Here is a 17,937-nt window from a genome sequence, read left to right on the forward strand (position 1 = left end):
GCCGATCGAGCGTGTCGGTGACCACGATCAATCCTCCGCGCTGGCGTCGTCGAAGCCGATCAGGTTCCAGCTCTGGCGCATATGCGGCGGCATCGGCGCGGTGACGTCGATGAAGCCCTTGTCCGGGTGCGGGATAACGATGCGCCGCGCGTGCAGATGCAGGCGATTTTGGATGCCGCCGGGAAAATCCCAATTGGTGTCGGCCTCGAAATATTTCGGATCGCCGATGATGGGGCAGCCGATATAGGCGGCATGGACACGCAACTGGTGGGTGCGGCCGGTATAGGGCTCCATTTCCAGCCAGGTCATCGTCTGCGCCGCCTGCTCGATGATGCGGTAGTAGGATACGGCATGGTCGGCGCCTTTTTCGCCATGCGCGGCGATGCGCACCCGGTCGCCGTCGGGTGTCGGCTCCTTGATCAGCCAGGTCGAGACCTTGTCCTCGCGCTTGGGAGGCACGCCCTTGACCAGCGCCCAGTAGGTCTTCTTGGTCTCGCGGGCGCGGAATGCCTCCGAGAGCTTCATCGCGGCCAGCCTCGTGCGGGCAACGACCAGCACGCCCGACGTGTCGCGGTCGAGCCGGTGGACCAGCCGCGGCTTCTCGCCCTTCTGGTTGCGCCAGGCTTCCAGCATGTCGTCGACATTGCGGGTAACGCCCGAACCGCCTTGCACCGCCAGACCCGCCGGCTTGTTGAAGACGAAAACCTTCGGATCCTCATGGATCAGCATTTTGGCCAGGACGTCGGCATCGCCCTGGTTGCGGATCGAGTGGCCGGTGAGCGGGCTCTCGCCCTTCTTGTCGACCTCGAGCGGCGGAACACGCACCACCTGGCCAGGCTCGACACGGCTGTCCGCCTTGACCCGGCCGCCATCGACGCGGATTTGGCCCGAGCGCAGCAGCTTCTGCAGATGGCCAAAGCCGAGGCCCGGGAAATGGGTCTTGAACCAGCGATCGAGCCGCATGCCCGCCTCGCCGGCCTCCACCGTGATCTGTTCAACGCCTGCCATATTTTCTTCGCTTATCCATTTCCCGGCAGGGCCCGGCCCTGCTCTCGGCGCGGCAATAGCACTAAGGCAGGCTTCTTGCGAGCCAAAGTCCCAGAAACAGGGCGATAATGGCGCCAATGACGCTGGCAAGCGCATATCCAAACGCAGGCAGCGTGGCTCCCCGCTCCCACAATGTCGCGAAATCCAGTGAGAAAGCGGAAAAGGTGGTGAAGCCGCCAAGGATGCCGGTGGCGATAAACAGCCTGACTTCGGTCGATCCGCCACGGCGCGCCAGGATGGCGATGAACAGACCCATGGCAAAGGAACCGACGATGTTGATCGCCATCGTCCCCCAGGGATAGTTGGGGCCGACGAGGCGCAGCGCGCCCATATTGGCGAAATGACGGATGCCGGCGCCGATGCCGCCGCCGACGACCACGAGAAGCAGATTGAACATGGACATTTACTGCCCATGCAAGGGCGGTGGCGTCAATCCCTTCAAGGCCCGACAGTCGACCCCGCCTTCACCACTCGGGCGCCGTCCAGTTCGGATATTTCTTCTGGAACTCGCTGTAGAGGGCATCGACTTCGGCTTTGCCGACCGGGCGCACCTGCTCATAGAGGTAACCGGTAAGGCCGTCGGACAATTGGTAGGTTTCAACGCGTTTGTAGGCAGCGCCGATGCCTTTTCCCTCGAGAATATACTGGTTGGGGAGCGTGACACAGATCTGCGCACCCGGCTGCAGATGGATGACAGGGCGGTCAGCCACGACGACATATCTGGATTTCAAAGCCTCCGGCCGGAATTGATCGCGACTATCCACCTGACAAATCCATCCGACGTGCGGAATGAGCTTGGGATCCAAACCAAACAACAGCGAGTCGCTCAAAACCGCGCCCGAGGCAAACACCGAAAAACGATCCTCAGCTTTCATTTTGCCAAGCAGGTCGGCAATCAGGCGTCTGTATTCGGGAAGATTGTCGAGGTGTAGCGGGAGCGTCGCTTCCTCGGCGAAAACGAAGCCAACCGGCGACAACAGTTGACGACCAATTGGAAAAAACGTGCCGAAAAAAGCAAATCCGGCGGCACAAGCGATCGCGGCGGCCGACCATCGTGGTTTCAGTGCCGGCATCCAAACGATCGCAACGATTGCTTGGGCGTATGCCGGGAACAGCCAAAGAAACATCGGCAATGAATGGTGCCGCTCCGGATCCTGCGTGCGGATAAAGATCAAGAAAGCGAACACCGAGGCAAAGGCGCACAACAGCGAAAACCCATTGCGGCGCACGACCGAGAGATAGAGGCCAACGAAGATCAGCAGCCAGTTCACATAGCTGAGCCGGGATTCCATCTCGCCAAGCTGGATGAGGAAGGTCGTCCTGTATCCGCTGTAGAGATCGCCATAGCTGGTGCCCAGAATCCTGGCGATCAGCGGTAGCTGGAAGTTCAATGCGGCCGCGGCAATAACGAAAATCGCACACAGGCCGCCCAATGCCGCTTTGCCGAAGGACGGATAGCTCCGATCCCTTGCAATCTGCAGCAAACAAAAGAAGGCGGCGGAAACGGCGATGCCAATGACGGCGTAGGCGTACCAGCGACGCAGCATGAACGCCAGCCACAGGCACACGCCCACGCAAATCCCGCTGATCACCGGCTCGCGGGTAAGAAACTTTGACTTCCAAAGAAAATAGGTCGCCGTGGTAATGGCAAGACAACCGGCAATGTCCGGCATTCCACGAAGCGTCGGCGCCCAGAACGGAACGTAGAGGAAGGCCGCAATCCAGACGGCGAGCCAGGCTCGGGGCGAAGACGTCTCGGAAGTCGCCTCCAAATAGCTCATTCGGGCTATGAGGAGAACCGTCGGTACCAGATAGACCGCGACTATTCCGGCGACAAACGCATATCGCGAACCTCCGAAAAGTACATAAATCGGCATCAACGGCGCCAAAATCGCCGAACCATAGTCATCTGTCGCGATAGAGGTGGCCAACTGGCTTAGCCATTGAAAAGGACTCTCGATGAGGAGCGCCCCTTGATGCTGGAATATATTGAAGTAGGCGACGAAGTCCCAATAATAGACGGGCTCTTCAAGGCCTATATATATGGCGCTCAGAACAAGGCCCGGTATCAGGGTGCAGATGTAAGCTCCCGTCCAGAATCCGAAGATTTTGTTCTTTGTCACTGGAGGCCGCCTGGGAGGAAAAGACAGAGCCGTGGAACCCGAACCGCACCAACTCGCAACGCAGGAGCCGTTCCGGCAAATGCGAATCTAGCGAGACGATTCATATAATGAATTGTCGAGAGCCCAAATGGCGGTGAAGAACAGGCGCGGAGACGCCTTGCTCGCCTCAAGCCCAGCGACGGCATTGTCGAGTGGAGTCCCGGTGCCGGAGGCTCAAGGGGGGTAGCGGAGATTCAAGACTTGGATGCCAAGCCTGTGCACGAGCACTGTCAAAGTTGACCACACCTCGCAAGCCACCAGGACGCTGCCGGCGGAGCCCGACAGCGTCGATGCTTTCAACTCAGGTGGTTTCGACTTTCTTCGGCTTGGTCGAGCCGATCATTTTCCAGTTCTTGTAGAACATCGAATTGATGCGCTCCACGCTGACCGAGACGATGGCGAGCATGCCTGCTATCAGGCGGGGAACCGGGGACGGCCTGATGATGTCCATGAACACGCAGTAGCGGCGGCCGTCATACTCGTTGACCGAGCGGTGCAGCAGCGTGTCGTCGAAAATGAACAGCGGATTGTCGTACCAGTAATTCTTGACGTTGCCGCATTCGACGAAGATCTCCGACTTCACCGGGATCAGATTGTAGAGAATGCGCAGGCTGAGCCGCAGCGGGCCGAAGTGCCACGAGGTCGATTCGCGCTTGCTGAAGACGGAAACGGCGATCGTCTTGATGTATTTGAAATCCTTGTTGAACTCGGCGACGTTGTCGATCCGGTGCTTGCCGTACCATTGGTAGACATACATGCCGCGCCGGCCGGCGCCGAAATTGGCATCGATGTCGGCGATGATCTCGTCCTTGCGCGCCTTGAAGATGTCCAGGACCTCATTGACCTCGCGCTGATAATCGGCGGGAAACTGCTCCAGTTTCCACACGCCGGGATTCCTGTAGCAGAGCAGATCGACCAGCAGGTTGAACGGCGACAGCAGCCAGGTGAACAGGCCGTTGCCGAGGAAGTAGCCCGAGAACAGCGACAGATCCTTCCTGTCGTTGCGCAGCACGTCGATCAGGCCGCAGACGATGAAGATCGTCGTCAGGATGGGGATGAAATAGAAGCCAAGGGCGAGAAGCGGGACGGCAATGGCGAATTTGCGAAGGGATTTGCGAAGGGTTTTTGTCATTTTTCCACGCGCGGAGCGCGATCCTGTTGCGAATGAACTGCCAAAGTCACGGCAACGACCACCGCCCGGCCGTGCGCCTTGATAAGGTCTTTTGGGTCACCACACAACGGTCACGGCATCGTGCCTGGCGGCTGCCTCGTGGAGGTCGCCGGACTTCGGTCAATGCACCGCCGGCAAACCAAGCTCGTCCCATTTTTCCCTGGCCACGGGATCGCCGACCAGAAACTCAAAGCCGATGACGCTTTCGCCGTCTCGTGCGAGCTGGCATTTGAACGTCAAACTGTACCAGTTTTTGCGGCTGCGGAAAGCCGCACCATTGGCGGCAATCGTGGTCCCAGTGATTTTTTCCTCCGCCGTCGCGTAAGGCACGACGCGTTCCGGATGAAAGTCCGCCCGCCACCGTCGAATCTGGTCCATGGCCTCCAGATTGCACAATTGCACCATGCGCTCGTCGGAGGCGAAGGTGGCGAGATCGGCGCGCGCCTGCCGGCTGCGTGGATCGGCGAGCGTCTTGGCCGACAGCATCTCGGTCGGCCGGATCATGGCCGGCGCGGTGGTCGGTCGAGATTGAGGAGCGCTCGGCGGTGGCCTTGGCGCCGGGGTTCGTGCCTCCGGGGCCGGAGGCGGTGTTGGCGCCGGTGGCGGCCTGGTCGAGGCCTCGAATTGCCGGGGCGTCAGTATGTCGACCGACACGCGCTCTTCCTCCAGCCGTTTCGGCGGCTTCGGCAATGGCATTAGGGCCAGCGTGGCGGCGAGCAGCGTGTGCAAGACAACAGAGGCGGAAACACCCCAGGGCGAAGCCTCGTTTCGAAGCGTGACGACCACCGGGCCGCGCAAGCCGGCTATTCCCGCTCTTTGCGCAGCTTTGCCCAATAATCGAGCCGCTTCCTGATATCGCGCTCGAAACCACGTTCAGGCGGATCGTAGAAGGTCTGGCGGCCCATCTTCTCGGGAAAATAGTCCTGGCCCGAAAAGGCGTCCGGCTCGTCATGATCGTAGCGATAGCCCGCGCCGTAATCCTCTTCCTTCATCAGCTTGGTCGGCGCGTTCAGAATATGCTTTGGCGGCAGCAGCGAGCCGTGCTCCTTGGCAGCGCGCGTGGCCGCCTTGAAGGCGGTGTAGACGGCGTTGGATTTGGGCGCGGTGGCGAGATAGACGGTGGCCTCGGCAAAGGCGAGTTCGCCCTCGGGCGAGCCGAGATAGTCGTAGGCGTCCTTGGCGGCGTTGGCGACGACCAGTGCCTGCGGATCGGCAAGGCCGATGTCCTCCATCGCCATGCGCACCAGCCGGCGGCCGAGATAGAGCGGATCCTCGCCGGCATCGAACATGCGCGCGAGATAGTAGAGCGCGGCGTCGGGATCCGAGCCGCGCACCGATTTGTGCAGCGCCGAGATCAGATTGTAATGGCCATCCTGGCCCTTGTCGTAGATCGGCGCACGGCGCTGCACGATGCGCTGCAGCCCTTCGGGATCGAACACCTCGCCGGGCTTGGCGGCACGCCAGACTTCCTCGGCGAGCGTCAGGGAGGCGCGTCCGTCACCATCGCTCATGCGGATGAGCATTGTCCGCGCCTCATCGTCTAGCGGCAGTGCCCTGCCCTCCGTCTCCTCCGCCCGCGTCATCAGCTTGGCGATGCTGTCCTCGCCGAGCGAATGAAAGACCATGACGCGCGCGCGCGACAACAGCGCCGCGTTGAGTTCGAAGGACGGGTTTTCGGTCGTGGCACCGACCAGGACGACTGTCCCATCCTCCATGACGGGGAGAAAGGAATCCTGCTGGGCGCGATTGAAACGATGTATCTCGTCGACAAACAACAATGTCTGGCGCCCATTGGCGCGGCGCAGCTTGGCGGCCTCGAAGACCTTCTTCAGGTCGGCGACCCCGGAAAACACCGCCGATATCTGCTCGAAGGCAAGGCTGGTCTCGCCGGCAAGCAACCTTGCCACCGTGGTCTTGCCGGTGCCGGGCGGGCCCCAGAAGATCATCGAGCCGAGCGAACCCGAGCCGATCAGCCGGGTCAGCGCGCCATCTGGCCCGGTCAGATGTTCCTGGCCAACGACCTCACCAAGATTCTTCGGCCGCAGCCTGTCGGCCAGCGGCCGTCCAGGCGGCGTCTTTTCCGGTTCGTCAACGCTGAACAGATCGGCCATGCACTTCTTTTGGTTTGGAGCGCGATCTCTTCAGATCGAGCTCAGTAACGCAACACCTGGCGCAGTATCTGCCCGCCGCGCTCGACGGTAAAGCGCCACCAGCGCGTATCCTGCTGGGCAGCCTGCGCCAGCGTCGCGGCAGTGTCGATCGCGGTGCCGTTGACCTCGCGCACGATGTCGCCCGGCATGAAACCGAAATCGGCGGCCGGAGAGTCGCGGTTGATGTCGATCACCGTCACGCCCTTGAGATCGGTGCGCAGGCCGAGCTTCTGGGCAAGCCGTGGCGACAGCTCCGCGACCTTGGCGCCCGAGAACGGGCTGCGGCCATGCAGCGTCACCTCCGAGGCTTTCGCACCCTCCGGCGCGCGCTCCAGCGCGATGTCCATCGCCGCCTGCTGGCCCTTGGTCAGGATCGCGAAATTGGCCTTGGTGCCGATCGACAGCGTCGCCATGCGATAATCCAGCGCCTCGATGCTCTCGACCGGCTTGCCGTTGATCTGCAGCACAACGTCGCCCGGCTTCAGCCCCGCCTTGCCCGCCGGTCCCGTCGCATCGACGGACGAGACCAGGGCGCCGGTCGGCTTTTCCATGGCAAGCGATTCGGCGATCTGCGGCGTCACCGCCTCGAACTCGGCGCCGATATAGGGGCGCTCGAAGAAATCGAGGCCGGCCTTGGCGGCATCGGCGAAAGCCCGCACCATATTGGCCGGGATAGCAAAGCCGATGCCGATCGAGCCGCCGCTGCGGCTATAGATGGCGGTGTTGATGCCGACCAGCTGGCCACCCATGTTGATCAGCGCGCCGCCGGAATTGCCGGGATTGATGGCGGCGTCGGTCTGGATGAAGTAGCCCGAGTCCGAGACGCCGATATGGCTGCGGGCAAGTGCGGAGACGATACCGCTTGTGGTGGTCTGGCCGACGCCGAAGGGATTGCCGATGGCCAGCACCAAATCGCCAACTTCGAGCGCGTCGGAATCGCCGATGGCGATCACCGGGAATGGCTTGTCGGATTCGATCTTGAGCACGGCAAGGTCGAGCGTCTCGTCCTTCAGCATTACCTTGCTGGTGAATTCGCGCCCGTCGGCGGTCGCCACCTTGACCTCGTCGGCATCCTTGATGACGTGGAAATTGGTGACGATGACGCCGCTCGGATCGACAAGCACGCCCGAACCCAGCGAGGACTGCGCGCGCGGCCGGGCACGGCCGAAAAACTCCTCGAAGAACGGATCGCCTTCAAAAGGCGATGTGACCTTGGCCGTCTGGGAGGCGTAGACATTGACCACGGCCGGCGCCGTCTGCTTGACCAGCGGCGCGAACGACAGCTGCACCTCTTCGCGGCCGAACGGCACGCGCTTGTCGGGTCCCGAGGTAGCGTTTTCGCCCTCGACACCATGCAACAGATCGGTCAGCACGTCCGACAGGCCCGGATCGGCTGGCTTTGCGGCGTCTTCGGCCAACGCCTGCCGAACTGCCGGTGCGGCTGCGAACACTATGAAGGCGCAGAGCAGGACAAGGGACAGTCTTTTGGCGCGCATTCGCGAATCCTCCAAGGCAAGTTCGGGCGCATTGTCCCGACGATTGTGCAAAATGAAAGGCTAAGCCGCTGAAATCCGATTATTTTCGCGCAAGCAGATCTTTATGGGCGTGCTTTGAACCGCGCAGAACATGAAAAAGGGGCCCGCAGGCCCCTTCAATTCATTCTGGAAAGACGTGACCTTATGCGGCCGCGGCGTCCGCTTCGGTGCCTTCGGCTTCGAGGCGGGCACGGTCACCGGCGCCCTTGGCCGAGGTGTCGCGATCGACGAACTCGATGACGGCCATCGCGGCATTGTCGCCGTGACGGAAGCCCGCCTTCATGATGCGCAGGTAGCCGCCGTTACGGTTGGCGTAGCGCGGGGCGATCGTGTCGAACAGGCGCTTGACGACGCCTTCATTGCCGATCTGCGCGATCACCTGGCGGCGGGCGTGCAGGTCGCCGCGCTTGCCGAGCGTCACCAGCTTCTCGACGATCGGACGCAGGTCCTTCGCCTTCGGCAAGGTGGTGACGATCTGCTCGTGCTCGAGCAGCGACACGGCGAGGTTGGCGAACATCGACTTGCGATGGCTAATGCTTCGGGCGAAGCGACGGCCTTTGAAACCGTGGCGCATGGCTCATTTCCTTCTTCAGTTGTTCAAGAGGACACGGCCTCTGATGGTTTTCCGCATGACCGTCGGATCGAGCGGCCAAGGCCGCCGATCCTTGGAATTCATGCTCAATATTGATCTTCGTAACGCTTGGCGAGGTCTTCGATGTTTTCCGGCGGCCAGTCCGGCACTTCCATGCCGAGGTGCAGGCCCATCGCTGCCAGCACTTCCTTGATCTCGTTCAGCGACTTGCGGCCGAAGTTCGGGGTGCGCAGCATCTCGGCTTCGGTCTTCTGGATGAGATCGCCGATGTAGACGATGTTGTCGTTCTTCAGGCAGTTGGCCGAACGCACGGAAAGCTCGAGTTCGTCGACCTTCTTGAGCAGCGCCGGGTTGAAGGCGAGCTCGGTGACGGCTTCCGCCGCGACTTCCTTCTGCGGCTCGTCGAAGTTGACGAACAGGCCGAGCTGGTCCTGCAGGATGCGAGCGGCGAACGCCACTGCGTCCTCGCCCGAGATCGAACCGTCCGTCTCGATGGTCATGGTCAGCTTGTCGTAGTCGAGAACCTGGCCCTCGCGGGTGTTCTCGACCTTGTAGGAGACCTTCTTGACCGGCGAATACAGACTGTCGACCGGGATCAGGCCGATCGGCGCATCCTCGGCGCGGTTGCGCTCTGCCGGTACGTAACCCTTGCCGGTGTCGACGGTGAATTCCATGCGGATTTCAGCGCCTTCGTCCAACGTGCAGATGACGTGGTCGGGGTTGAGAATCTCGACGTCGCCAACCGTCTGGATGTCGCCGGCCAGAACCGCGCCCGGTCCCTGCTTGCGCACGACCATGCGCTTGGGTCCATCGCCTTCCATGCGGATGGCGATTTCCTTGATGTTCAGGACGATGTCGGTCACGTCCTCGCGCACGCCGGCGATGGACGAGAATTCATGCAGGACACCGTCGATCTGCACTGCGGTGACGGCCGCACCGCGCAGCGAAGACAGAAGCACGCGGCGCAGCGCGTTGCCGAGCGTGAGGCCAAAGCCGCGCTCGAGCGGCTCGGCGACCAGCGTGGTCAGCGTCTTCTTCTTCGACGAGAACTCGATCTTGTTCGGCTTGATCAGTTCCTGCCAATTTTTCTGGATCATGATGCTTTCCTTCCGTTGACCCGCCACCATCCAATCGTGGCGGGCGACCTGGAATACCGTGGAGGAACGCCTTTCGGCGTTCGCACGGCGTTCAATAATGTTAGACGCGGCGCTTCTTGCGCGGGCGGCAGCCATTGTGCGGGATCGGCGTCACATCACGAATCGAGGTGATGGTGAAGCCGGCCGCCTGCAGGGCACGCAGCGCCGATTCGCGGCCCGAGCCAGGTCCGCAGACCTCGACTTCGAGCATGCGCATGCCGTGTTCCTGGGCCTTCTTGGCAACGTCCTCGGCCGCCATCTGGGCGGCGAACGGGGTCGACTTGCGCGAACCCTTGAAGCCCTGGGCACCGGCCGACGACCAGGCGATCGAATTGCCCTGCGCGTCGGTGATGGTGATCATCGTGTTGTTGAAGGTCGAATTGACGTGGGCAACGCCCGACGAGATGTTCTTGCGTTCGCGACGGCGAACACGAGCGGCTTCCTTGGCCATGATAGTCCTTTCAGTTGATCTCTACACCGCCGTAATGCCAGCGGCTCCACCTTCGTAAGGGAGTAGGGGAATAGGGCAGTAAGGGAGTAGGGAAAAGTGCGACCCGCTCGGCGGGCATTCCCTACTGCCTTACTCCCCTACTCCCTTATTCCCCTAAAAAATTACTTCTTCTTGCCGGCGATCGACTTGGCCGGGCCCTTGCGGGTGCGTGCATTGGTGTGGGTGCGCTGGCCGCGAACCGGCAGCGAGCGGCGGTGGCGCAGGCCGCGGTAGCAGCCGAGGTCCATGAGACGCTTGATGTTCATCGACACTTCGCGGCGCAGGTCGCCTTCGACCTGGTAGTCGCGGTCGATGGTCTCACGGATCTGCAGCACTTCCGCGTCGGTGAGCTGGTTGACGCGGCGCTCCGCCGGGATGCCGACCTTGTCGACGATCTCCTGGGCGAACTTCTTGCCAATGCCGTGAATGTACTGAAGCGCGATGACGACGCGCTTGTTGGTCGGAATGTTGACGCCGGCTATACGAGCCATGTTCTTCTCTTCTCCATGTGGGCCGGCCAACCCTCAAAAAGGCAGATCCGGCGCTGTCAAAGTTGCCCCGCGTCCGGTGGAGGCCGGCCCATGCGGGAGTTTCCAGTTCAAAGCGACTGCCTTGCCCTTGCGGACAAGCAAAGCCCATGCCTGATAGGAAGACGGGCCGCCATACCGCAGCGAACCGCTCCCGTCAAGCGCAATCGTTAATTTACCGACTCCGCCCCTTGAGCGGCCGCTGCGAGCACGGCCTCGATCTCGGCGGTTACCGCGTCGATGCTGGCCATTCCGTCGACAGTCTTGAGCCTGCCCTTGGCGTAATAGTAACCGGTCAGCGGAGCGGTCTTCTTGTAGTACTCGCGCAGGCGCTCTTCGAACACCGCGGGATTGTCGTCCTTGCGCACCGGCTGGCCGGCTGCCTTGGCATCCTCGGCGCGCTTGACGATGCGGCCGACCAGGGCCCTGTCGTCGACGACCAGTTCAATGACCGTATCGAGGCCGATGCCACGCTCGGCAAGCATCTGCTCGACTGCATCGGCCTGCACCAGCGTGCGCGGATAGCCGTCGAGGATGAAGCCCTTGGCGCAGTCGGCCTGGTCGATCCGCTCGGCAACAATGGCGTTGACGATGGCATCGGACACCAGTTCACCGGCATCCATCACCGCCTTGGCACGCTTGCCGACTTCGGTGCCGGCTTGAACGGCGGCACGCAGCATGTCGCCCGTCGACAACTGGGGTATGCCGTGTTTCTCTACCAGTCTTTGTGCTTGTGTCCCCTTGCCCGCTCCTGGCGGCCCAAGCAAAATCAACCTCATCTGGCTTTCTTCCCCCCGCGCAGCTTCGACTTCTTGATCAGGCCTTCATACTGGTGCGCGATCAGGTGGCCCTGAATCTGCGCAACCGTATCGAGCGTGACACTGACCACGATCAGAAGCGATGTGCCACCAAGGTAGAATGGTACGCCAGTCGCCGAGATCAGGAACTCCGGCAGCAGGCACACCAGCACCAGATAGATGGCGCCGACGACGGTGATGCGGGTGAGAACGTAATCGATGTAATCGGCGGTGCGCTCGCCCGGACGATAGCCCGGGATGAAGCCCGAATGCTTCTTGAGCTGGTCGGCGGTGTCCTTCGGGTTGAAGACAATCGCTGTGTAGAAGAAGGCGAAAAACACGATCATCGCCGCGTAGAACGCCATGTAGAGCGGCTGGCCGTGGCCGAGCGAGGCCAGGATGGTGCTGGCCCAGGCCGGCATGTTGGTCGTCTGGGAGAAGCCGGCGATGGTGGCCGGCAGCAACAGCAGCGACGAGGCGAAGATCGGCGGGATAACGCCCGACGTGTTCAGCTTGAGCGGCAGGTGCGAGGTGTCGCCCTGGAACATGCGATTGCCGACCTGGCGCTTCGGATACTGGATCAGCAGGCGCCGCTGGGCGCGCTCGAAGAACACGATCAGTGCGATGACGACGATGGCCAGCACGATGATCGCCAGGATCAGGCCGGTCGACAGGGCGCCGGTGCGGCCGAGTTCCAGCGTGCCGGAGATGGCGTGCGGCAGGCCGGCGACGATGCCCGAGAAGATGATCAGCGAAATGCCGTTGCCGATGCCGCGCGCGGTGATCTGCTCACCGAGCCACATCAGGAACATGGTGCCGCCGACCAGGGTGACGACGGTCGAAATGCGGAAGAACATGCCGGGATCGCTGACGATGCCGTTGCCGTTCTCCAGCCCGACCGAAATGCCATAGGCCTGGACCAGCGCGAGCAGCACGGTGCCGTAGCGCGTGTACTGGTTGATGACCTTGCGGCCCTGCTCGCCTTCCTTCTTCAGCGCTTCCAGCGAAGGGATGACCGAGGTCATCAGCTGCATGATGATGGAGGCGGAGATGTAGGGCATGATGCCAAGCGCGAAGATCGCCATACGCTGCACGGCGCCGCCGGCGAACATGTTGAACATGCCGAGCACGCCCTTGCTCTGCGAGGAGAAGGCCTGGGCGAAGGCGTCGGGATTGATGCCGGGAAGCGGTATGTAGGTGCCGAGGCGATAGACGAGCAGCGCGCCGATGGTGAACCAGATGCGTTTCTTCAGGTCCTCCGCCTTGGCGAAGGCCGAGAAATTCAGATTCGAGGCTAATTGTTCAGCAGCCGAAGCCATGCCTGATTCTCCGCTTGGTAACGCTTGATGGCCCGTGAGGTCAGGCGGTGCGTTTCACCGAAGCTCACGAGATAAGCTCCGGGCTCTAAACATGCAAGCGGCCGCGTTGACGCGGCCGCTTAATTGAGCAGATCAAAGCGCGACCGTGGGCAAAAACGGGATCCCATTCTTACCGGTCGCGCTTCAAATTGCCGTTACTCCGCGGCTGCCTTTTCCGGCAGCTTGACCGAGCCGCCGGCCTTTTCGATCTTCTCGATCGCGGCCTTGGAGGCACCGGCGACGTCGAAGGCGAGCTTCGCCTTGATCTCGCCGTCCGAAAGGATGCGCACGCCGTCCTTGACGCGACGAATGACGCCGGCGGCAACCAGCGATTCAGCCGTCACGGTTGCCTTGGCATCGAGCTTCTTGGCATCGATGGCCACCTGGATGCGGGCCAGCGAGACGACGGTGAAGCTCTTGGCGAAGATGTTGTTGAAGCCACGCTTCGGCAGGCGCCGGTAAAGCGGCATCTGGCCACCCTCGAAGCCGTTGACGGCGACGCCGGAGCGCGCCTTCTGGCCCTTGACGCCGCGACCGGCGGTCTTGCCCGAGCCGGAACCGATGCCACGGCCGAGACGCTTCTTGGAGTGCGTTGCGCCGTCCTTGTCACGCAGATCATTGAGTTTCATCTGGGTTCTCCTGCGCTTTGGCTCAGCCCTCGTCCACGACGCGGACGAGATGCTGAACGGCAGCGATCATGCCGCGCACGGAAGGCGTATCTTCCAGGGTGCGCTGCTTGTGCATCTTGTTGAGGCCGAGGCCGACCAGCGTCGCGCGCTGTTCCTTCGGGCGGCGGATCGGCGAACCGATCTGCTCAACGGTGATGGTCTTGGTTGCTTTCTTGGCCATGGTCAAAATCCCTGGTCAGATCGACTATTCTTCAGCCGCAACGGCGGTGCCGCGGCGGGCCTGAAGGGTCGAATACTTGATGCCGCGCGCGGCAGCCACATCCTTGGGATGCATCTGGCTCTTCAGCGCGTCGAAGGTGGCGCGAACCATGTTGTAGGGGTTCGACGAACCCATCGACTTGGCGACCACGTCATGCATGCCGAGCGTCTCGAAGACAGCGCGCATCGGGCCGCCGGCGATGATGCCGGTACCCTGCTTGGCAGCGCGCAGCAGAACGCGACCGGCGCCCCAGCGTCCCTCGACGTCGTGGTGCAGCGTGCGGCCCGAGCGCAGCGGCACGAAGATCATGTCGCGCTTTGCCGATTCGGTTGCCTTGCGGATCGCTTCCGGCACTTCGCGTGCCTTGCCGTGACCGAAGCCGACGCGGCCCTTCTGGTCGCCGACGACGACGAGTGCGGCGAAGCCGAAGCGACGGCCGCCCTTGACGACCTTGGCGACGCGGTTGATGTGGACCAGCTTGTCCACCATGCCGTCATCGCGTTCTTCACGATCGCGGCCGCGGCCGCCATCCCTACGTTCCTGTGCCATATCCTGTTCCTTGTTCTTTTCCGGAAGCACGGGTTGCTGATTGCCGGCGCCGCTTTGGGTCGCCGACGGTGAAAGATCAGAAGCTCAAGCCGCCTTCGCGGGCAGCTTCAGCCAGCGCCTTGACGCGGCCGTGATAGATGTACGGGCCACGGTCGAAGACGACTTCCTTGACGCCTGCCTTGGTGGCGCGCTCGGCGATCAGCTTGCCGATCGCGGCGGCGGCGGCGGTGTCGGCGCCGGTCTTGAGCGAACCCTTGAGGTCCTTCTCGAGCGTCGAGGCGGCAGCGATGGTGTGGCCCTTGGCGTCGTCGATCACCTGGACATAGATGTTCTTCGAGGTGCGGTGAACCGACAGACGCGGACGCTCGCCGGCGACCTTCCTGATCTGGCGGCGAACGCGCTGCGCACGGCGCTGCGTGGATTCCTTGGTACCCATGATGGTTTTCCTTGCCTTCAAAAAACGGGGGCCGCCATGTGCGGTAGGCGAAAGCGCCTCCCGCGACCGCTCCCCGCGGCGTTGCACTTCTTCAGCTTGGCCCTTTCCGAAAAGTCTTCAACTTTTCGGGGCCAAGCCCACTACTTCTTCTTGCCTTCCTTGCGGACGATCTTCTCGCCGGCGTAGCGGACGCCCTTGCCCTTGTAGGGCTCGGGACCGCGGTATTCGCGGATCTCGGCGGCCACCTGGCCGACCTGCTGCTTGTCGATGCCGGCCACGGTGATTTCCGTCGGCTTCGGCACCGTGATGGTGATGCCAGCCGGCGTCTCGTAGACGACGTCATGGCTGAAGCCAAGTGCCAGCTGCAGGTTCTTGCCCTGAAGTGCGGCACGATAGCCGACGCCGGTGATCTCGAGCTTCTTCTCGAAGCCGTCCTTCACGCCCTGCAGGATGTTGACGATCTGCGTGCGCGACATGCCCCATTTGGAGCGGGCCGTCTTGGTCTGGTCGCGCGGCTGGACAGCGATCTCGCTGCCTTCCATCTTGACCAGGACTTCGTCGTTCACCACGAACTTCAGCTCGCCCTTGGGGCCCCTCGCCGTCACGGTCTGGCCGTTGACGGTCGCGGTCACGCCCTGCGGCAGCGAAACGGGTTTCTTTCCAATACGAGACATTTTGTTGTCCTCGTCACTTCTCTTGTTTCAGGTCTCTGTCTTCGGAAACGATCCGAAGACCGGATTCCACTTTGCGGTCAGCTGCCAGATCAGAAGATCTGGCAGAGGATCTCACCGCCGACATTCTGTTCGCGTGCTTCGTGGTCGGCCATCACGCCCTTCGGTGTCGAAAGGATGGCGATGCCGAGGCCGTTGGCGACGTGCGGGATCGACTTGGCCGAAACGTAAACGCGGCGGCCCGGTTTCGAGACGCGGGCGATTTCACGCACGACCGGCGCGCCGTCGAAATACTTCAGCTCGATCTCGATTTCGGACTTGCCGTTGTCGAAGTCGGTCTGGCTGTAATCGCGGATATAGCCTTCAGCCTTCAGCACGTCGAGGACGCGGGTGCGCAGACGCGAAGCCGGCGTCGAGACACTCGACTTCTTGCGGCCGTAGGCGTTGCGGATGCGGGTCAGCATATCGCCGAGAGGATCGCTCAATGACATGTTATGTCCTCCTTACCAGCTCGACTTGACCAGGCCCGGGATCTGGCCGTTATTGCCGAGATCACGAAGCGCGATGCGCGATACTTTGAGCTTGCGATAATAGGCACGCGGGCGCCCGGTGACTTCGCAGCGGTTGCGGATGCGGATCTTGGCCGAGTTGCGCGGCATGGCGGCAAGCTTGAGCTGAGCGCGGAAGCGCTCTTCCATCGGCTTGGACTGATCCATTATGATCGCCTTGAGGGCAGCACGCTTGGGACCGTACTGGTCGGCAAGCTTGCGGCGCCTGTTGTTCTTCTCGACTGAGCTGGTCTTTGCCATTTCAGATTTTTCCTTTTCTCGCTGCCGTTACTGGCGGAAGGGGAAGTTGAAGGCCTTGAGCAATGCCCTGGCTTCGTCGTCCGTCTTCGCAGTCGTACAAACGATGACGTCCATGCCCCAGATCTGATCAACCTTGTCGTAGTTGATCTCCGGAAACACGATGTGTTCCTTGATGCCCATGGCGTAGTTGCCACGGCCATCGAAGCTCTTCGGATTCAGTCCGCGAAAGTCGCGGACGCGCGGCAGCGCGATGTTCACGAGGCGGTCGAGGAACTCGTACATGCGTTCCTTGCGCAGCGTGACCTTGGCGCCGATCGGCATGTTCTCGCGGACCTTGAAGCCGGCGATCGAATTGCGGGCGCGGGTGACGACGGCCTTCTGGCCGGCGATCATCGCCAGGTCTTCGGCGGCAACCGAAGGCTTCTTCGAATCGGCGGTCGCTTCACCGACGCCCATGTTCAGCACGATCTTGTCGAGGCGCGGAACCTGCATGTCGTTGTCGTAGCCGAACTGCTCCTGCAGCGCCTTGCGGATGGTCTCGTTGTAGACCTGCTTGAGGCGCGGAGTGTTGGTGGCAGTCGCCTGCTTGCTTTGAGCCTTAGCCATTGATGACTTCTCCCGAGCGCTTGGCGACGCGCACCTTCTTGCCGTCCTTCTGGAAGATGAAACCGACGCGGGTCGGCTTGCCATCCTTGGGGTCGGCCAGCGCGATGTTCGACAGCTGGATCGGCGCTTCCTTGGTGATGATCCCACCCTCTTGGGACTGGGACTGCTTCTGGTGACGACGGATCATGTTGACGCCGCGCACCAGCGCGGTGTCATCCTTCGGCTGAACCGAGAGGACTTCGCCCGAACGGCCCTTGTCCTTGCCGGCCAGAACGACGACCTTGTCGCCTTTTCTAATCTTTTGCATTGGTCCGGCTCCTTACAGCACTTCAGGCGCGAGCGAGATGATCTTCATGTGGTTCTTGGCGCGGAGTTCGCGCGGAACCGGTCCGAAGATACGCGTGCCGATCGGCTCTTTCTTGTTGTCGACGAGAACGGCCGCGTTCTTGTCGAAACGGATCACGCTGCCGTCCGGGCGGCGGATGTCCTTGGCCGTGCGAACCACGACCGCCTTCATCACATCGCCCTTCTTAACGCGGCCGCGCGGAATGGCTTCCTTGATCGACACCACGATGATGTCGCCCACGGAAGCGTATTTCCGCTTCGAGCCGCCCAGCACCTTGATGCACATGACACGACGCGCGCCGGAATTATCCGCCACGTCGAGGTTTGTTTGCATCTGAATCATGACTGGCCGCCTTCTTCTTTTCTAACGGGACGGGCCTCAAAGCCCCTCCCCGGTCTGTCCAAAATTCGTTGTTTACGCCCAGAGGTCAGGCTTGGTCCGAGGATACGACGATCCAGCGCTTGTCCTTGGAAATCGGCTTCGATTCCTGGATGAACACCTGATCGCCAACCTTGTGGGCGTTGTTCTCGTCGTGCGCCTTGTACTTCTTGGTCATGCGCACGGTCTTCTTCATCACGGGATGCGTGAAGCGCCGTTCGACCTTGACGACAACCGTCTTCTCGTTCTTGTCGCTGACGACGGTGCCCTGCAGAATGCGCTTTGGCAT

24 protein-coding genes are annotated in these 17,937 nt (G+C 61.8%); all 24 read right to left on the reverse strand.

From position 1 onward, the window contains the following. Positions 1–27: 27 nt before the first annotated feature. Positions 28–1,008: an RluA family pseudouridine synthase gene (locus AC0NIH_RS22295; protein ID WP_473464457.1), complete on the reverse strand. Its 981-nt coding sequence runs from the start codon at positions 1,006–1,008 to the stop codon at positions 28–30. A 61-nt stretch (positions 1,009–1,069) separates the two neighbouring features. Beyond that, positions 1,070–1,444 carry a fluoride efflux transporter CrcB gene (gene crcB / locus AC0NIH_RS22300; protein ID WP_473464455.1) on the reverse strand — a complete coding sequence of 125 codons (375 nt, stop codon included), beginning with the start codon at positions 1,442–1,444 and terminating at the stop codon, positions 1,070–1,072. 67 nt (positions 1,445–1,511) lie between these two features. After that, the gene (locus AC0NIH_RS22305) at positions 1,512–3,170 is read right to left on the reverse strand and encodes a hypothetical protein (RefSeq protein ID WP_473464452.1); all 1,659 of its coding nucleotides are present in this window, start codon (positions 3,168–3,170) and stop codon (positions 1,512–1,514) included. 340 nt (positions 3,171–3,510) lie between these two features. After that, positions 3,511–4,341, reverse strand: a complete 831-nt coding sequence (locus AC0NIH_RS22310) for an aspartyl/asparaginyl beta-hydroxylase domain-containing protein (RefSeq protein ID WP_224731338.1) — start codon at positions 4,339–4,341, stop codon at positions 3,511–3,513. Positions 4,342–4,500: 159 nt separating this feature from the next. Next, positions 4,501–5,178, reverse strand: a complete 678-nt coding sequence (locus AC0NIH_RS22315) for a DUF930 domain-containing protein (RefSeq protein WP_473464450.1) — start codon at positions 5,176–5,178, stop codon at positions 4,501–4,503. A 5-nt stretch (positions 5,179–5,183) separates the two neighbouring features. Then, positions 5,184–6,491, reverse strand: coding sequence for a replication-associated recombination protein A (locus tag AC0NIH_RS22320; RefSeq protein WP_023776147.1), 1,308 nt, complete (start codon positions 6,489–6,491; stop codon positions 5,184–5,186). Positions 6,492–6,532: 41 nt separating this feature from the next. Then, positions 6,533–8,026 carry a DegQ family serine endoprotease gene (locus AC0NIH_RS22325; protein ID WP_023776148.1) on the reverse strand — a complete coding sequence of 498 codons (1,494 nt, stop codon included), beginning with the start codon at positions 8,024–8,026 and terminating at the stop codon, positions 6,533–6,535. Between the two features lie 181 nt (positions 8,027–8,207). Then, a complete protein-coding gene (rplQ, locus tag AC0NIH_RS22330; protein WP_013895690.1) occupies positions 8,208–8,639 on the reverse strand; it encodes a 50S ribosomal protein L17 in 432 nt (143 codons plus the stop codon). A gap of 104 nt (positions 8,640–8,743) precedes the next feature. Further along, a complete protein-coding gene (locus AC0NIH_RS22335) occupies positions 8,744–9,754 on the reverse strand; it encodes a DNA-directed RNA polymerase subunit alpha (protein WP_006205443.1) in 1,011 nt (336 codons plus the stop codon). A gap of 100 nt (positions 9,755–9,854) precedes the next feature. Beyond that, positions 9,855–10,244: a 30S ribosomal protein S11 gene (rpsK, locus tag AC0NIH_RS22340; protein WP_006205444.1), complete on the reverse strand. Its 390-nt coding sequence runs from the start codon at positions 10,242–10,244 to the stop codon at positions 9,855–9,857. Between the two features lie 161 nt (positions 10,245–10,405). Further along, positions 10,406–10,774: a 30S ribosomal protein S13 gene (gene rpsM, locus AC0NIH_RS22345; RefSeq protein ID WP_006205445.1), complete on the reverse strand. Its 369-nt coding sequence runs from the start codon at positions 10,772–10,774 to the stop codon at positions 10,406–10,408. Positions 10,775–10,980: 206 nt separating this feature from the next. Beyond that, entirely contained in the window at positions 10,981–11,589 is a 609-nt protein-coding gene (locus AC0NIH_RS22350; RefSeq protein WP_140576791.1) for an adenylate kinase, read from the reverse strand. Next, positions 11,586–12,926, reverse strand: coding sequence for a preprotein translocase subunit SecY (secY, locus tag AC0NIH_RS22355; RefSeq protein ID WP_013895692.1), 1,341 nt, complete (start codon positions 12,924–12,926; stop codon positions 11,586–11,588). Before secY ends, AC0NIH_RS22350 begins: the two co-directional genes overlap by 4 nt. A 194-nt stretch (positions 12,927–13,120) precedes the next feature. Further along, complete coding sequence (gene rplO, locus AC0NIH_RS22360) at positions 13,121–13,594, reverse strand: 50S ribosomal protein L15 (RefSeq protein WP_023768599.1); 474 nt, start codon at positions 13,592–13,594, stop codon at positions 13,121–13,123. Positions 13,595–13,616: 22 nt separating this feature from the next. Beyond that, on the reverse strand, positions 13,617–13,814 hold the full coding sequence (gene rpmD / locus AC0NIH_RS22365) for a 50S ribosomal protein L30 (protein ID WP_006205449.1): 198 nt from the start codon (positions 13,812–13,814) through the stop codon (positions 13,617–13,619). 24 nt (positions 13,815–13,838) lie between these two features. Then, on the reverse strand, positions 13,839–14,402 hold the full coding sequence (gene rpsE, locus AC0NIH_RS22370) for a 30S ribosomal protein S5 (RefSeq protein WP_006333394.1): 564 nt from the start codon (positions 14,400–14,402) through the stop codon (positions 13,839–13,841). A gap of 76 nt (positions 14,403–14,478) precedes the next feature. After that, positions 14,479–14,838, reverse strand: coding sequence for a 50S ribosomal protein L18 (rplR, locus tag AC0NIH_RS22375; protein WP_010909284.1), 360 nt, complete (start codon positions 14,836–14,838; stop codon positions 14,479–14,481). 140 nt (positions 14,839–14,978) lie between these two features. After that, a complete protein-coding gene (gene rplF / locus AC0NIH_RS22380; RefSeq protein WP_473464440.1) occupies positions 14,979–15,512 on the reverse strand; it encodes a 50S ribosomal protein L6 in 534 nt (177 codons plus the stop codon). A gap of 89 nt (positions 15,513–15,601) precedes the next feature. Continuing rightward, on the reverse strand, positions 15,602–16,000 hold the full coding sequence (gene rpsH, locus AC0NIH_RS22385; RefSeq protein WP_006205453.1) for a 30S ribosomal protein S8: 399 nt from the start codon (positions 15,998–16,000) through the stop codon (positions 15,602–15,604). Positions 16,001–16,012: 12 nt separating this feature from the next. Continuing rightward, a complete protein-coding gene (gene rpsN, locus AC0NIH_RS22390) occupies positions 16,013–16,318 on the reverse strand; it encodes a 30S ribosomal protein S14 (RefSeq protein ID WP_013895695.1) in 306 nt (101 codons plus the stop codon). 27 nt (positions 16,319–16,345) lie between these two features. Then, positions 16,346–16,924 carry a 50S ribosomal protein L5 gene (rplE, locus tag AC0NIH_RS22395; RefSeq protein ID WP_013895696.1) on the reverse strand — a complete coding sequence of 193 codons (579 nt, stop codon included), beginning with the start codon at positions 16,922–16,924 and terminating at the stop codon, positions 16,346–16,348. Continuing rightward, the gene (gene rplX / locus AC0NIH_RS22400; protein WP_006205456.1) at positions 16,917–17,231 is read right to left on the reverse strand and encodes a 50S ribosomal protein L24; all 315 of its coding nucleotides are present in this window, start codon (positions 17,229–17,231) and stop codon (positions 16,917–16,919) included. The genes rplE and rplX overlap by 8 nt, the downstream gene beginning before the upstream one ends. Positions 17,232–17,243: 12 nt before the next feature. Beyond that, entirely contained in the window at positions 17,244–17,612 is a 369-nt protein-coding gene (gene rplN, locus AC0NIH_RS22405; protein WP_006205457.1) for a 50S ribosomal protein L14, read from the reverse strand. An 85-nt stretch (positions 17,613–17,697) separates the two neighbouring features. Beyond that, a complete protein-coding gene (gene rpsQ / locus AC0NIH_RS22410; RefSeq protein ID WP_010909280.1) occupies positions 17,698–17,937 on the reverse strand; it encodes a 30S ribosomal protein S17 in 240 nt (79 codons plus the stop codon).

Source organism: Mesorhizobium sp. WSM1386 (assembly GCF_055901595.1).

What these genes read in the sequence shown, in the direction of transcription:
- AC0NIH_RS22295 (WP_473464457.1), bottom strand. Translation starts at nt 1,008, where the DNA reads ATGGCAGGCGTTGAACAGATCACGGTGGAGGCCGGCGAGGCGGGCATG.
- crcB (WP_473464455.1), bottom strand. Translation starts at nt 1,444, where the DNA reads ATGTTCAATCTGCTTCTCGTGGTCGTCGGCGGCGGCATCGGCGCCGGC.
- AC0NIH_RS22310 (WP_224731338.1), bottom strand. Translation starts at nt 4,341, where the DNA reads ATGACAAAAACCCTTCGCAAATCCCTTCGCAAATTCGCCATTGCCGTC.
- AC0NIH_RS22320 (WP_023776147.1), bottom strand. Translation starts at nt 6,491, where the DNA reads ATGGCCGATCTGTTCAGCGTTGACGAACCGGAAAAGACGCCGCCTGGA.
- AC0NIH_RS22325 (WP_023776148.1), bottom strand. Translation starts at nt 8,026, where the DNA reads ATGCGCGCCAAAAGACTGTCCCTTGTCCTGCTCTGCGCCTTCATAGTG.
- rplQ (WP_013895690.1), bottom strand. Translation starts at nt 8,639, where the DNA reads ATGCGCCACGGTTTCAAAGGCCGTCGCTTCGCCCGAAGCATTAGCCAT.
- AC0NIH_RS22335 (WP_006205443.1), bottom strand. Translation starts at nt 9,754, where the DNA reads ATGATCCAGAAAAATTGGCAGGAACTGATCAAGCCGAACAAGATCGAG.
- rpsK (WP_006205444.1), bottom strand. Translation starts at nt 10,244, where the DNA reads ATGGCCAAGGAAGCCGCTCGTGTTCGCCGTCGCGAACGCAAGAACATC.
- rpsM (WP_006205445.1), bottom strand. Translation starts at nt 10,774, where the DNA reads ATGGCTCGTATAGCCGGCGTCAACATTCCGACCAACAAGCGCGTCGTC.
- AC0NIH_RS22350 (WP_140576791.1), bottom strand. Translation starts at nt 11,589, where the DNA reads ATGAGGTTGATTTTGCTTGGGCCGCCAGGAGCGGGCAAGGGGACACAA.
- secY (WP_013895692.1), bottom strand. Translation starts at nt 12,926, where the DNA reads ATGGCTTCGGCTGCTGAACAATTAGCCTCGAATCTGAATTTCTCGGCC.
- rplO (WP_023768599.1), bottom strand. Translation starts at nt 13,594, where the DNA reads ATGAAACTCAATGATCTGCGTGACAAGGACGGCGCAACGCACTCCAAG.
- rpmD (WP_006205449.1), bottom strand. Translation starts at nt 13,814, where the DNA reads ATGGCCAAGAAAGCAACCAAGACCATCACCGTTGAGCAGATCGGTTCG.
- rpsE (WP_006333394.1), bottom strand. Translation starts at nt 14,402, where the DNA reads ATGGCACAGGAACGTAGGGATGGCGGCCGCGGCCGCGATCGTGAAGAA.
- rplR (WP_010909284.1), bottom strand. Translation starts at nt 14,838, where the DNA reads ATGGGTACCAAGGAATCCACGCAGCGCCGTGCGCAGCGCGTTCGCCGC.
- rplF (WP_473464440.1), bottom strand. Translation starts at nt 15,512, where the DNA reads ATGTCTCGTATTGGAAAGAAACCCGTTTCGCTGCCGCAGGGCGTGACC.
- rpsH (WP_006205453.1), bottom strand. Translation starts at nt 16,000, where the DNA reads ATGTCATTGAGCGATCCTCTCGGCGATATGCTGACCCGCATCCGCAAC.
- rpsN (WP_013895695.1), bottom strand. Translation starts at nt 16,318, where the DNA reads ATGGCAAAGACCAGCTCAGTCGAGAAGAACAACAGGCGCCGCAAGCTT.
- rplE (WP_013895696.1), bottom strand. Translation starts at nt 16,924, where the DNA reads ATGGCTAAGGCTCAAAGCAAGCAGGCGACTGCCACCAACACTCCGCGC.
- rplX (WP_006205456.1), bottom strand. Translation starts at nt 17,231, where the DNA reads ATGCAAAAGATTAGAAAAGGCGACAAGGTCGTCGTTCTGGCCGGCAAG.
- rplN (WP_006205457.1), bottom strand. Translation starts at nt 17,612, where the DNA reads ATGATTCAGATGCAAACAAACCTCGACGTGGCGGATAATTCCGGCGCG.
- rpsQ (WP_010909280.1), bottom strand. Translation starts at nt 17,937, where the DNA reads ATGCCAAAGCGCATTCTGCAGGGCACCGTCGTCAGCGACAAGAACGAG.